At 46.1% G+C, this 14,326-nt stretch carries 13 protein-coding genes and 1 tRNA gene; 4 read left to right on the top strand and 10 right to left on the bottom strand.

The annotated features are described in order from the left end of the window. Positions 1 to 80: 80 nt before the first annotated feature. The 5 genes from EJO50_RS01725 to EJO50_RS01705 all read right to left on the bottom strand — a co-directional run bounded on the left by EJO50_RS01725 (position 81) and on the right by EJO50_RS01705 (position 5,518). Positions 81 to 638 carry a PqiC family protein gene (locus tag EJO50_RS01725; protein WP_125971290.1) on the bottom strand — a complete coding sequence of 186 codons (558 nt, stop codon included), beginning with the start codon at positions 636 to 638 and terminating at the stop codon, positions 81 to 83. Beyond that, positions 635 to 2,314 carry an intermembrane transport protein PqiB gene (gene pqiB / locus EJO50_RS01720; protein ID WP_125971289.1) on the bottom strand — a complete coding sequence of 560 codons (1,680 nt, stop codon included), beginning with the start codon at positions 2,312 to 2,314 and terminating at the stop codon, positions 635 to 637. The genes EJO50_RS01725 and pqiB overlap by 4 nt, the downstream gene beginning before the upstream one ends. 71 nt (positions 2,315 to 2,385) lie before the next feature. Further along, entirely contained in the window at positions 2,386 to 3,690 is a 1,305-nt protein-coding gene (locus EJO50_RS01715; RefSeq protein ID WP_125971288.1) for a paraquat-inducible protein A, read from the bottom strand. Positions 3,691 to 3,807: 117 nt separating this feature from the next. Next, positions 3,808 to 4,407 (bottom strand): lipid-binding SYLF domain-containing protein, encoded by a 600-nt coding sequence (locus EJO50_RS01710; protein WP_125971287.1) that lies wholly within the window; start codon positions 4,405 to 4,407, stop codon positions 3,808 to 3,810. Between the two features lie 1,034 nt (positions 4,408 to 5,441). Then, positions 5,442 to 5,518, bottom strand: a tRNA-Arg gene (locus EJO50_RS01705). 146 nt (positions 5,519 to 5,664) lie between these two features. Here EJO50_RS01705 and EJO50_RS01700 point away from each other — a divergent pair. Next, the gene (locus EJO50_RS01700; RefSeq protein ID WP_125971286.1) at positions 5,665 to 6,420 is read left to right on the top strand and encodes a c-type cytochrome; all 756 of its coding nucleotides are present in this window, start codon (positions 5,665 to 5,667) and stop codon (positions 6,418 to 6,420) included. Positions 6,421 to 6,742: 322 nt separating this feature from the next. Here EJO50_RS01700 and pepD read toward each other — a convergent pair whose 3' ends face one another. After that, the gene (gene pepD, locus EJO50_RS01695; protein ID WP_233702142.1) at positions 6,743 to 7,921 is read right to left on the bottom strand and encodes a beta-Ala-His dipeptidase; all 1,179 of its coding nucleotides are present in this window, start codon (positions 7,919 to 7,921) and stop codon (positions 6,743 to 6,745) included. Between the two features lie 10 nt (positions 7,922 to 7,931). Beyond that, positions 7,932 to 8,192: a hypothetical protein gene (locus tag EJO50_RS17325; protein WP_233702140.1), complete on the bottom strand. Its 261-nt coding sequence runs from the start codon at positions 8,190 to 8,192 to the stop codon at positions 7,932 to 7,934. Positions 8,193 to 9,350: 1,158 nt separating this feature from the next. Here EJO50_RS17325 and rarD point away from each other — a divergent pair. From rarD to EJO50_RS01680, 3 genes are all read left to right on the top strand, one after another. Next, entirely contained in the window at positions 9,351 to 10,250 is a 900-nt protein-coding gene (gene rarD, locus EJO50_RS01690; RefSeq protein ID WP_125971285.1) for an EamA family transporter RarD, read from the top strand. A 152-nt stretch (positions 10,251 to 10,402) separates the two neighbouring features. Further along, the gene (locus tag EJO50_RS01685; RefSeq protein ID WP_125971284.1) at positions 10,403 to 11,083 is read left to right on the top strand and encodes an NAD-dependent epimerase/dehydratase family protein; all 681 of its coding nucleotides are present in this window, start codon (positions 10,403 to 10,405) and stop codon (positions 11,081 to 11,083) included. Between the two features lie 70 nt (positions 11,084 to 11,153). Further along, entirely contained in the window at positions 11,154 to 11,540 is a 387-nt protein-coding gene (locus tag EJO50_RS01680; protein WP_125971283.1) for a VOC family protein, read from the top strand. A 75-nt stretch (positions 11,541 to 11,615) separates the two neighbouring features. On the opposite strand, the gene EJO50_RS01675 is transcribed toward EJO50_RS01680, so the two are convergent. The 3 genes from EJO50_RS01675 to EJO50_RS01665 form a co-directional block, all read right to left on the bottom strand. Beyond that, entirely contained in the window at positions 11,616 to 11,819 is a 204-nt protein-coding gene (locus EJO50_RS01675) for a hypothetical protein (protein ID WP_233702138.1), read from the bottom strand. After that, entirely contained in the window at positions 11,816 to 12,403 is a 588-nt protein-coding gene (locus EJO50_RS01670) for a hypothetical protein (protein ID WP_125971281.1), read from the bottom strand. Before EJO50_RS01670 ends, EJO50_RS01675 begins: the two co-directional genes overlap by 4 nt. A gap of 68 nt (positions 12,404 to 12,471) precedes the next feature. Beyond that, positions 12,472 to 14,280 (bottom strand): M61 family metallopeptidase, encoded by a 1,809-nt coding sequence (locus EJO50_RS01665; RefSeq protein WP_125971280.1) that lies wholly within the window; start codon positions 14,278 to 14,280, stop codon positions 12,472 to 12,474. Positions 14,281 to 14,326: the final 46 nt, after the last annotated feature.

The following is a 14,326-nucleotide window of genomic DNA, read 5'->3' as shown; positions in this document are numbered from 1 at the left end:
AATATATATTGTTTGATGCATTTCTGGCCGAAACGCAGAAAATCAAAGTGGCATATGTGCTTTCTGCCCAAAACACTAATCTATAAAGATAATTCCTTACTGATGTTCTGACTTAACTGATCCAACCCCTCGCCCAGCGCCAGCACCAGGGCTTCGTATCCTGCGCCCTGCTGAGCCACTTCAAGCTGAAATGATGATTGCACTATCAACTTTTGCTCCGCATTTCTCAAATACCAGCGCCCTGCCAGCACCGCTTTGCCGTCATCACGGCCATTAAACTGGTTCATTTCAAGGCTTAGTGTACTTACTCTGGTATCGGGTAGCGAACCAAGCCAAAGCCGGGCGGGCTGATACTGCTGCATTCTGGCTACCAGTACGCGTTTAATCCCTTCCTGCAGTCTTTCTGCCCACAGATTTTGCTGGGCAAGTGTAATGCCCACCTCTCCCTGTTGATAGGCAATTCCCCCTGCAGACAGAAAATCTGCCAGCCGGATGTCAATCTGTACCACAGGGCGCTCCGCTCTAGCCGCCGTCTGCTGTACTGCAACATCAGGCAGACGATAATAACGGGTAACCGGCATGCTGCTGCATGCGCTCAGCAGCAAACATAGCCCCAATAGTGCACTACGCCGTTTCATGGCTGTGTCCCTTTAGGTTGAATATCCTCTTGCTTACGATCAAACAGAAGCGCATTAGGCTTTTCATTTAACGTACGAATCACAGGTCTGGCCTCTTGCAACACTTGATTTAAGCTGCCCAATGCGCGGTTTAATTCACCATAGGCAGAAGATTGCCCGGAATAATCGCCCACCGTGCTACGCAGTGTTTTTAAGGTTTCTTCTGCCTTATTTAAGGTGCGTTGTAACTCGCCAGGCAGCCCTTGTACCTGCGGCTGCTGAGCAAAATCATCCAGCGTTTTGACCAGGGCACGGACATCGCCAGCCAGCTTGCCTGTTTCATCCAGTGTTTTCCCCCCCTGTTCCAGCACACCTTCCAGCTTCAGGGCATTTAATTTATCGAGTAAAGCAATCACTTTGCCTTCAATCTGGGCCAAACCAGCATCGCTTGTAGGTAAAACAGATAGATTATCGTATCGAGCAAGTGCTTTATTCTGTGGCTTACCGCTAAAATCAACATCGACATATAAAGCGCCTGTCAGCAAATTACCATTTTTAAGCTTTAAAACCATACCGCTATTCACCTGAGTTGCGATCACCTTACGCCAGTAATCATCACTCTCTTTTTCAGCTCCTGCCGCCAGACGGCCCAGCTCCAGGTGAATCAGCACTGGAATACCATGGTATTTGCGTGTTTTGTTTTCCAGCTTAGGGATTGAATAAGGCACTGCGCCCACCGTACCGATGCGCAGGCCCCGCAGCTCAACCGGGGCACCGGGCTTCAGGCCACGTACCGAATCACTGAACAGTGCGACATAAGACAGGCGACGCTCAAACTGGCGCTCCAAAGAACTGGCTTCATCAGGAAATAAAGTAAAAGCACTTTGATCACTCACCTGCTCACCCAGCGGCATATTTTCCGGCACACCAAATGCAACGCCCCCCGACAGCATAGATTCCACCGAGCCGGTATTAAGTTTTATTCCATCTGCATTTAATGATAGCTGCACACCGCTAGCTACCCAGAAACGCGAATTAACCGTGACCAGACGGTCATAAGGGCGCTGAATAAAAAGACGATAATTCATTTGCCGTTGCTCAGGATCAAACTCGGCTTTTTCAACACGTCCTACTTCAAAATTCTGATACAAAATCGGGTCACCCACACTTAAAACCTTAACACTTCGGCCAGACAATACCAGGCGCAGCCCCGGCACATCGGCAGCAGTAACCGGCGGAGCATTCAGTACCGTAAAAGCTTCTTTCATGTTTTCGGACTTACCGGGATTAAGCTGAATAAACGAGCCAGACAAAAGCGTAGATAGCCCGCTGATTCCGCTGCGATCCACCCTTGGCTTAACCACCCAGAACTGGCTGTCTTCACTTAACAGCTTGCGTGCCTCTACATCCAGCCTGGCAGTAATACGCACCCGATGCGCAGAGGAATCAAGCTCTACATCAGTAACCTTACCCACATTCACCGAGAGCACTTTCACCGTGGTTTTACCTACTTCAATTCCCTCAGCATTGGGCACATAAAGGGTAATCTCCGGCCCCTGATGCCGCCAGGTATCAAAAACCATCCACGCTCCCAGCAAAAGTGCGGCAATCGGCACTAACCAGACCAGGGATATCCTGCGCAGCCAGCTCATTTTTGCCCGGGGTAATTCAGTTTCGTATTCAGCCTGCTCTTCCATCCGCCTTATCCTGTGATACCTGGGCTTTGCCCATAAACTTTTATGCCACTCATTTAAAAAAAAGCAGCAGCTTACTTTTCTGCCCGCTGATCAGCATCCCAAATCAGCCGAACATCAAAACTTAAAGCCGCCAGCATGGTGAGCACCACCACACCTGCAAAGGAAACGGCGGCTACACCGGGCAGAACCGACATTATTTTACCCATATGAATCAGCGCGACCAAAATCACCACCACAAACACATCCACCATGGACCAGCGCCCGATCAGCTCGGTCATGCGATAGAGCCGGGTGTAGTGCAACGCACCTTGCTTTGATTTACTTCGGGCAGCAATACACAGCACTGTGATCGAAATAAATTTCACAAGCGGCACCACCACACTGGCCACAAAAATAATGATCGCTACCGGGTAGGACCCCATACGCCAGAGCAGCAGCACCCCTTCCAAAATGGTGGAAGGCGTACTCTCCCCCCAGGACTCAGTAATCATCATCGGGTATAAATTAGCAGGCAGATAAAGCAGCATAGCCGTAAGCAGCAGCGCCCAGGTTATCGACACACTATGCGGGCGGCGCGAGTGCAGCCTGGCATGACAGCGCTCGCACTGATGGGCTTGCCGGGCATTAAAAAAACCACAAACCGTACAGGACTTGGCCCCGTTCATTCTAAGATGCCGGGCAGGCAGGCCAGCAAGATGATCCAGCTGAAAACCAAACCAGTGCACATCAAAAACGGTTACGGTTTTAATCAGCGAAATGGCAAAAAGCAACATGGCCCAAAAAGATAAACCAAAACTGATCTGTGCGAGCATCGCTAATTTAATCAGGCTGACCAGGATGCCAATCACAAATACATCAGCCATCATCCAGGGTTCCAGCCGGATGGCAAGCCGCAGCACACTACGCAAACCAGGCCAATGCAAAGACCATTTCAGTGCAACTGCCAAATAAATAACCGCACATAAAAAAAGAGCAGGAATCAGGAGCACGCAGCTCAGCAATACATTAGCAACAATGCCAAAATCTGCATCGACCAGTGATTTGGCACTGCTTAGAAAAGTCATCTGGCTTTCTACGCCAGCAATACGCAGATTAAGCAGAGGAAAAGCGCAGCTCAATACTAATAAAATAAGCGTAGCCAGCGCATAAGCCAGCGGGGTATCAAAGGGATTAAGCGGTACGCTGCATAAATGATGACCACAGCGTGCACAACTTGCGCCCTGCCCTGCATATATTGCATCCATTTTTTGCAGTAAATCACACTGGGCGCAACGAAATTCATGCCCAGGCAGAGCCGGCTCTTGCTGATCCCTGGGCAGAGCAAAAGCATTCAGCTTTGTAATAAAGCGCCTTATCATTTTAGTAATTTCAAACAAATCAAGTCATTATCCATCCAAAAAACAGCCATTTATTGTCAGCTGGAAGCCTGCCGGACCCCCTTCCAAATATAAAAGGCAGGCGGCAGGCCCAAAAAACAAATATCTTTATGAAGTTTACTGTTTATTCAGCTCATCACTCACCATATACTTGGCTCCGTTGACAGTCACTTCAGCGGTTAAACCATTTTCGGTAAATTGGTAAACATAAACATCTTTAGACAAATGTTTGGCGCCTGCAATCTGCGCACCTGATTGCCCGGCCTTTGCAGCAGCACCAACTTCACCGCTTGCGCTCCAGCCAGAATAAATAAACTTGTTATAAGCATCCTTACTGGTAAACACCCAAACCTCACGTGTTTCCTTGGCCCCCAGCCCCAAACCCACTTTTCCCTGCAGCATATTCATATAAGTGCGTTTACCCTTGGCTACGGCAACTCCGTCACCGCCACCCGCTCCTACAAAAACAGCCTGAAAGCCACCCGTGCGAAATACTGCATACGCCGGTGCTTTAGCAATTTGTGATTTTGCTTTCGGATACTTCTTATAAATCTGAGCCAGTGTTTCCTGAGCCGTTTGATCAATCGCAGCACGACGCTCTGCGGGTGTTTTTTGCTCAGCAGATGAATCGGCACTGCTTTGTTTTACGGCTGAATCAGCCAATACAGGCAAAGCAAACAATGAACTTATAACAAAAACAATTGATCGTAGTTGCATAATTAAACTCCTGATTTCATAAAATTTAAGGAAATTTCTTACAAAAAATTGTACTTAAATATCGGATAATGATTCAGTTTTTAACCATTAGCAGCAACAAAAAAAACAGACACGCTAACGTGTTTAAATCTAGCACAAGTAAATCATAAAAAAAATAAAAACGTATGTCGTTTATTTCACAATAAAAATGTAAATATGTCATACGGCATAAATTAATCTGTTATTTTACAAAAAACAATATCAAAAAAAAGAACCAACCATCAATTTATAAATCACACTCACACACAAAACAAATCAAACAACCTACAAGCAATAGGCAGCAAATAAAATAACCGTACAAAATAATAAATTTGAAAATCAACACCAATAAAAAATAATTAAAAAACCAATATTTTATAAATAACAACCATGCTAAAAAATCAATTTCAATACAAACTAATTTGGCAATTTTAATTTACACTAAAACTTCCTAATCTCAGACATAATGGCCAATACGGCCAGAAATCATGTCATTTATCCTTTAGATAAATCATGCCCCTATCAACAGAATCTATGGAAATTAAACCATCACAAAATAAAAGGAATGTGCCAGAAAATCTGCTGACATGCTTCCCACTGGTTGTCGCCCGACAGCAAATCAAATGACAAGAAAGCGTACAGTAATCACGGCCAGCTGCTTTGAAGCACATATACCCAGAACATAGCCTAGTCACCTACATTGGTGCCAACAATTCTACGCTTTAGGCAGGGGCCAGTCAGAGCTATATTTATAAGCCCGCACAGGCCATTCACAAGCGCAAATTTATCTTTAAAAGCGTCACTCTCCCAGAAGGAAAGCCTGCAGGGCATGAGAAAATAGCGACAGATAAGTAAAAAAAGAAATACAGAAAAAGAGTGGATTTACTTAGAAAAAAACAAGAAAGGAGAAATATTAAAACAAGAAAAAGCAGAGTGACCCCGTAATTAAAACCATATATTCAAATGGTTTAGACTCAGCCATACAGCCTTAAGGCTTGGTTTAATTAATATTTGATTGGTGCGCCCAGTAGGAATCGAACCTACGACCTTCAGCTTCGGAAACTGACACTCTATCCAACTGAGCTATGAGCGCACGACAGGAAGGAGCGCATAATAACGTGTTTATGCGCCTCAGTCTACGTGTAGGCTTTGTTCCTTGCTACAAAATGTCGGTATAATCACCCCCAATCGTATATGGTTTTATTTCCAACTCATGAACTTACATAAAAAGGGATGACAATGAGCGGTAGCAACGTGAAAGCGTCAAAGGGCATTGCTGGCATGATTCTGGCGGCAGTGATTGGGGTGCCGCTATTTGTTTATCTGCTGATCAAGCTGTTTACATCAGGTAGTGGTGTTGATATCACCCGCCCGACCATGACAACTGAAGCAGTTTCAGCACGCTTACAGCCTGTGGGGAGCATTAAGGTTGTTGATGGTGGCCCTCCGGGGTCAAAAAGTGGTAAGGCCGTTTACGAATCAGTCTGTTTATCCTGTCATGACACAGGCCTTGCGGGTGCGCCTAAATTTGCAGATGCTAGTGCCTGGGGTGCCCGCATTTCCAAAGGCTTTGAAACACTCTGGACGCACGCTATCAATGGCTTTAATGCCATGCCAGCCAAGGGTGGCTCTGCAGATCTGACAGATGATGAAGTTAAACGTGCAGTGGCTTATATGGGAAATGCTGCTGGTGCAAAATTTGAAGAGTCTAAAGAAGCAGGCGTTGCAACAGCTGGCATTGCAGCAATTGATCCGGCAACCAAGGGCAAAGAAATTTATGATTCAGTCTGTATGGCTTGCCATGCAACGGGTCTGGCTGGTGCTCCAAAGCTGGGAGACAAGGCAGCATGGGCTCCGCGCCTAAAAGATGGTGTAGACAGCGCCATTGCCATTGCGACAAAAGGCCTGAACGCGATGCCCCCTAAAGGCGGTTATAGCGGCTCTGATGCTGAGTTTGCTGCTGCAGTGCACTATCTTGTGAATAACAGCCAGTAAGCACACAGTATATAAATAAAAAGCGGGCATGTTTTGCCCGCTTTTTTATACCTTATAAACGAATGATTTCCCTTGTTTGTCTTATCGACACCACAAAAAAATCATTTCCCCGCATGGGCTTCATCTGGCAATCACCCATTTAAAAGCGGTGAGCTACTTATAGTAAATAAAGCTCACTAATGAATACAATACATCCAAGCCTGCTTTAAATAAAAAAAATGCTAAAACAAACAAATTAAATCATCACTCCCGAATATTCTTATCCATCATCCGGTACAAGATTCCCTCCGGCATGGGCGTGACAAAATCAATTGGAGCCTACTCAGGCTTTAGGCACTGCTGCCAGTGTATCGGCCAGCAATTCCCAGAAAGAAGCAACAGAGGCAATCTCAACCCGTTCATCCGGAGAATGGGCACCACGAATAGTCGGGCCAAAAGAGACCATATCCATTTTTGGATAAATAGCCCCCAGTAAGCCACACTCCAGGCCAGCATGAATCACCTGTACTTTCGGTTTTTTACCATATCGCTGCTGATATACATTTTCTATAAGCGCCAGAGCTGTCGATTTTAAATCGGGAGTCCAGCCCGGATATTCGCCCTCTTCCTCAACCACGCAGCCCCCCAGACGCCCCACCGCAGCGATGGCATCAGCCAACTCCCGCATACGAATATTTTTAAGTGATCTGACCATTAACACAGCCTCGAAGCGGCCATTACTAACGCTTACCACACCCAGATTATTTGAGGTTTCTACTACACCAGCCAAGGACTTGCTCCAGCTGCGCACGCCGTGTGGCAGAGTAAGCAACATATCAAGCGCTAAACGCGCATGAGCGGCAACAGGCACCAGATCTGCCACGGACGGTTTCAAAGCGATGGATAAATGAGGATCTGTGCCTGCTAATTCATCACGAAACAAAGCTTGATGACTACCCACAATTTCTGCCAAACGCCGGGCATCACAGGCTGCAACCGAGATTTTAGCAAAGGCTTCACGCGCCAGAGCATTACGTAAAGTGCCACCATTAAACGACACCAGCCTGGCTTCCACATCACGGCAGGCAGCATTGATCACTCGTGCCAGTAAACGGATTGCATTGCCACGTTCAAGGTGAATATCAACACCCGAATGCCCGCCTACCAGACCTGTCAGCGAGATTTCAAACACATCAAAACCCGCAGCTAATGGCTCTGTGCTTAATTTACGCGACAGGCTGACATCTACCCCGCCTGCACAACCCACATAGACTTCACCCCACTCTTCGGTATCCAGATTCAGTAATAACTGGCCTTGTAATAAACCCGGCTCAAGTGCGCGTGCACCGCTCATGCCGCTTTCTTCATCAATAGTCAGTAACACTTCCAGCGGGCCATGAGGCAGATTGCTTTCCAGCATAGCAAGTGCAGCAGCCACACCGATTCCGTTGTCCGCCCCCAGGGTTGTGCCTTCCGCATGGACCCAGCCGTTTTCGATACGGGTCAGAATGGGGTCTTTCATGAAGTCATGGTCATGACCGGCGTTTTTTTTGCGCCACCATATCTAAATGCCCTTGCAATACCACTCCCTGCCTGTCTTCCATACCCACCGATGCAGGCTTGCGAATTATTAAGTTTCCGCCCTTATCCAGCTGCGCATGCAGCCCGTGCTCTGTCGCCCAAGCCTGAATATGATCACGCAAAGCAGATTCATACCGGGATGGCCGTGGAAATTGGCAAAGCGTATCAAAATGACGCCATAATGGGGTTGGAGCAAGATCGGTAATTACCATGATTAATCTCAGTCAATGACAGATATAGCAATTTGCCTGGCAGGCAAAAAGGGAATTATTAAGAATTCCTAAGGAAAACCTGATTAATTTATATCGCCTAATCAACAGGTTCAAGGCGGGAAAATTAAATCTTTAAAACTGTGCGAAAAACAGGCAAACCACAAGTTAAATTTATTTAACTTGATACTTCTTCAGACAGACTACCGCTACTTCAGGTAGAAAATTCAATTTAATATGCAATACAACCTTTTTATTTTTCAATATATTTTGCAACAGAGGTATTTTTATAAAAAATGACAGCTAAAGATAACTTATTTCATCGAAAAACTAACAGTATCGTCATCGCTTACAGTGAATAAATATATCAAAAATCAACCACTTGTAATAGTAACAATCCCCATAATCCATAATTTGATTACCGAATCACCAAGGTAACAGAATGCCATAAACTAAATGATTCGTCATTCAAAAAAGCGAGGCTAAACATTCACCCAAAACATATTTACTTCAGAGTAGAAGCAATTCTTGCAACTACTTGACATAAAAACCAGCTTTTAAAAAAGCTTAATTCCAGCCCGACTCTGTTTACTTTTCCAGCAACAGAATAAATCATTATTTTTAAATAATTTGTATTTTTTCCAGATATAGATCTTATTCCAAATGAACATCCCAGCCTAAAATCCAAGCATACAGTGGCAAAATAGCAACATTTCAGGCGACTAGTAAAAAATGCAGGCGGGCATTATATATGAAGCCCCCTTCTATTTAAAAGGAGGGATAACAGACACAGCAGGCACAACATCACAGGTGATATCATTATCCCCCATTTTCCATTCAGATGATTTCTGCAAAATAGTCTGATGACCAGAGGATGCCTGCCTGAAGCTGGATAATCAAAATATCACAGAATTTTACGGGCAAAAATATAAATGAATCACTCTGTGCGCATTAATCTGCTTTTTTTATGATTTAAGGTTTGCCCCTCAATCAAAAAAACTAAACACCTTACCGATCATAAATAAAATAGTTACGCAGCGCATTTTCCGATAAGAAATACTGGCAAAGCCGGTCTGTATAGCAAAGGAGCATTAACAAGACGGGAAATTGCTACAAAAAAACTTACTCCAAACATCAATTTTCACGGCAAAAAGATCAACCATGCTGTCAGGCCAAGGATTACTCCTCTCTCTCACTGCCTCTCTGGTATTTTCTATTTTAGGCTGGTATAGCACTCAGCTTAGCCCCCTTCATGGCCTGGATATTTTTGCCTGGCGGGTTATCTGGACAGTACCTGCCATGCTGCTGCTTTTAGCCCTCTTAAAGCATGGAGCCAAAATACGCAGCACGCTGGCACGTTTTAAACACGAACCCATTCTCTGGCTGGCACTTCCTGTAAACGCACTATTGCTGGCAATTCAGCAGGCAATGTTTATGTGGGCCCCCTTGGAGGGGCGCTTACAGGAGGTTTCTCTTGGCTATTTTCTATTGCCCCTGGTCATGGTGCTGGTCGGTTTTTTTATTTACAAAGAGCGCCCAAGTAAATTGCAATGGCTGGCTGTTTTTTTTGCATTGATCGGTGTGCTACATGAACTATGGCTGACACGTGCCTTCTCTTGGGTCACTCTGGTAACCGCCCTTGGCTACCCGCCCTATTTAATGATACGCCGTGCCCTGCATCTGGATCCTTTCAGTGGCTTTTTAATAGAAACGCTGTTTATTCTGCCAGTTGCTGTACTCGTGATTTATCTGCACCCTGCCGCCAGCCAGGCCCTGCATACAACACCAGCACTATGGATTTTATTACCCTGTCTTGGCATCATGACGGCCACAGCATTTGTTTGCTATTTAATGGCAAGTAAATTACTCACGATTGGCTTACTCGGCATTCTAGGTTATGTAGAGCCGGTCTTACTGTTTTTTATCTCGCTGTTTGTACTGGGGGAGCCCTTTAGTATTGCAGGCTTAGGCACTTATATTCCAATCTGGCTGGGTATTATGCTGACCTGCTGGCAAAGTGTGCACACATTACATAAGCAACGTAAATCAAATCAATCTTAAAACCTGAACAAAAAAATAGCTCTTTCAAAAAATTATAATGGCCCTGAGTAAGTTTAATTACCAAGGCCAGCCACAGGTGAAATAAGGCGAGTATTTCGGCTTAGCTCTGAATAATTTCAGCCTTGACTGTTTACTCATAAAATGGAGTTCACATGAAAATCCTGATTTTTGGCGCCAGCGGCATGGTTGGGCAAGGGGTGCTGCGCGAGTGTCTGGCAGCAGCCGATGTCAGCCAGATCGTTACAGTGGGCCGCACGCCGCTCACACAGGCCCATCCCAAATTGCAGCAACTCGTGCATGCGGATTTAATGAGGCTGGACGCTCGTAAAGACGAGCTGCGCGGTTTTGATGCCTGCTTCTTCTGTTTAGGCGTATCGTCCTCTGGGATGGACGAGAACACTTACCAAAAAATTACTTATGAACTTACATTAACTGTGGCAAAACTGCTGGCAGAACTCAATCTGGAGATGACGTTTGTCTATGTTTCAGGAGCCGGTACCGACAGCAGTGAGCAGGGGCGCAGTATGTGGGCGCGAGTGAAGGGCAAGACCGAAAATGATTTAAAAAAGCTGCCATTTAGGAGCATCTATCTGTTCCGCCCCAGCATTATCCAGCCTCTGCATGGTGCCAAATCGAAAACAGCGGCCTACCGCTACTTCTACAATCTATCCGGCCCCCTGCTGTCGCTGATTCGGCGGCTGTTTCCCAGCTTCATCGTGACAACGGATGATGTTGGGCAAGCGATGCTCAATGCAGCACGCCAGACAAATCAACGCGTACTGGTGGCAGAAGCACACGATATTGCCAGGCTCTCCCGTGGTGCACACCTCTGACACTTTTTCTGCCCATCAAAGTTCCTGCACTTTGACGCAGGTTCTATTCACATGCATCAGGAGCAACACTATGCAAATCGACCATATAGATCACCTTGTTCTTACTGTGGCAAATATCGACCAAACAACCCGCTTTTATCAGCAAGTCCTTGGTATGGAAGTCGTGACATTTGGAGCAGGTAGAAAAGCACTTTCTTTTGGTTCGCAAAAGATTAATCTGCACGAACAGGGGAAAGAGCTCGAGCCCAAAGCGGCAGCACCAACACCCGGTTCAGCAGATATTTGCCTGATCACATCAACACCTCTTTCCGAGGTTATATTGCATCTGCAAAGCTGTGGAGTTCCGATTACAGAGGGCCCGGTCAGACGAACAGGCGCAAGCGGAGCAATCATATCGGTTTATTTTCGGGACCCGGATTTAAATTTAATTGAAGTCTCCAACTACGCGGATATCTGAACCTCTGCAGCAGCAGGCGGACTTCATGTCTTAATCAAGGTCTGCTACGCTATAAACCCACCAGGAATCCTCCTCTCAGGATAAATGCCGTATGGGATGACTTCCCTCAGCCATACCGGGAGGAGTAATGGGCAGATGCATTCTTGAATCAGCTCTACACCAAAGAAAAAACGCTTTGGCAGGCATGGGTGCGGCGATCAGATAGCCCTGAGCTTCATCGCAGCCCATAACTGCCAGTGTCTGCCATGCCGATTCGGTTTCCACCCCTTCGGCAATCACAGATAGCCCCAGAATATGCCCCAGCTCAATAATCGAGCGAACAATAAATAATAAGAACCATCAGCAAGGCGGACAGGCAATAAATGAGTATGAAACTCGCCCCTTGTATCACTCACAGTAACCGTGCGAGGCAAACCATCTTTTAATGCCGCCAGGGCATGCTCTCCGGTATCTGCATAGAAAGCCTGATAGGGGCGCTTCTTCACCTCTCTCGCTGATGAAGCACTGTCAAGCAGATACAGGACTTTTTCACCCTCACGTTTAAACGCATAGAGATAGCGCAAACCTGCAATCTGGCAATAGCGGCTCAAGCTCTCCGCATAATGCAGATATTCATCCTGAGGGATCACGGTGCCTGCCAGAGCGCGGGGAAAATAATCAGCAGACACAAGCATAGGCAGGGTACGCACTGCAGCAGACAAACGTGTATCTGCATCATGGCGCCCCCCGTTGCACATGACGAGCCGCATTAGTGATGTAAAGACCACCATCAGCAGCAGCAGTACCAGTAAAATTTTAATCCGCGCACTGCCAAGCCGACGAAACCAGCTCTGAGCCGATTGAACTACCATATGAAACGACATATTTAATTAATAATCCTTGTCATCTCAACTTGATATCAGTCAGCTCTTAGCAAGGAAATACTATGATTTCAAGAAAGAAGCCATGCGTTTCGTGTAATACTTAGATCATCAGATAGAGGTTTAAGCCTCAGGCCACAGGTATTGGCTTCTGCATGCTGCAAATGCACATTAAACTGCATGAGCTCGTCACGCCGAAATGCCAGAATTTCCACCTCGCCATTAGTCGGCTGACTGGCGAGCAGACTATCCAGATTACCGCTGGTCACACGTAACTGATTCATTGCAATCAATAAATCTCCAGCTGACAAACCGGACCTTTGCGCAGCCCCCCCATCCAAGACATGGCTTAGTTTTACAAAGCTTCCTTCGCTGCTGGTACGCGCACCCAGGGTGTTTACAGGCGGCAACTTTTTATCTATCCAGCCCCCTTTATCAGCAGCCCCCACAGCGGCACGCATCTGCCAATCCACCCCCACCCCGGCCAGCAACGCCTGCAAGGGAAGCTCATCTGTTGAGCGCAACACCAAATCAAAAAAGGATTTCAGATCAAGGCCAGTCACTTCAGCGGCCAGAGCTTCCCAGGCGGCTTCTGCCACACCTTCACCTTTAATGGCAAAATCTTTACCATAGCGCAGCCACAGTGCACGCATTACATCATCAAGCGATTTTTGCCCGGCGGTTTGCTGCCTGATCAACAGATCAAGGCACAGCGCTGCCAGTGCACCCTTGGCGTAATAACTCACCAGGCTATTCGGGCTGTTTTCATCCTGACGATAAAACTTCACCCATGTATCAAAACTGGATTCTTCCAAGGTCTGCTTTGTCCGCCCATTAACTCTTTGCACCCCGGTAATAGTCTGAGCTAATAAATCCAGATACTCTTGCTGACTGATTAAACCGGTACGCACCAGCGTTAAATCATCGTAATAAGAGGTAATGCCTTCAAAAGCCCACAATAAACGTGTGTAGTTTTCCTGGCTCAAATCATAGGGAGCATAGGCCGCCGGTTTAATTCGCTTTACATTCCAGCTGTGAAAATACTCATGGCTGCATAGCCCCAAGAATTGGCGATAAGCTGTTTTAATTTGAGTTTCATGCACCAAAGGCAAATCATCACGATTACACATCAGCGCGGTAGATGAGCGATGCTCCAGCCCGCCATAGCCATCACCCAGCGCCATTGTCATAAATACATAGTGCTCAAATGGAGCAGGCTCACCAAACAAACGAATCTGGTATTCGCAAATTTTTTTCAGATCTTTTTTCAAACGTTTTAAATCTGCACTATGCCGACCCGCAATCACAATATCGTGCGGGATGCCGCAGGCTTTAAAACTGATTTGGCTAAATGCCCCCATTTCAACCGGGTGATCAATCAGCTCATCATAATCAGCCGCCTTATAGCCACCAAACTGGCCCTTCTTGGCACCATGCCTGGCAAGCGTGGTGGCAATTTTCCAGTTTTTATATTCTTTACCTTCCGGTGCTGTAATCTCTACATTACAGGTGTTTTTTTCCTGCCCCTTAACGGCCAGAAAAACACTGGTTCCATTAAAAAAACCACGTGTCTGGTCCAGATATGCACCCCGGACAGATAAATCCCAGGCATATACGCTGTAGTGAATTTCCAGAATTCCACTCACTGGCGCTGCCTGCCAGCTATGTTTATCTATTTTGGTAAGCTCGAGTGATTTCCCTGCAGATTCAGCTCTGATTTCAACAATATTACGGGCGAATTCGCGAATTAAATAACTACCCGGAATCCACGCAGGTAAATAAACACACTGTCCTGCCGGATCCGGATTTTTAATATAAACAGAAACATGAAACAGATGTGCATGCAAAGACGCAGGCGAAATTTTATAAGAGATTGTCATAATTTATCTTTAAACAAAAGTCGATAAAAACAGCAATTACACTGTA

The sequence above is a fragment of the Iodobacter ciconiae genome (assembly GCF_003952345.1).
GTDB lineage: Bacteria > Pseudomonadota > Gammaproteobacteria > Burkholderiales > Chitinibacteraceae > Iodobacter > Iodobacter ciconiae.
This window is presented reverse-complemented; position numbering and strand designations above follow the sequence as displayed.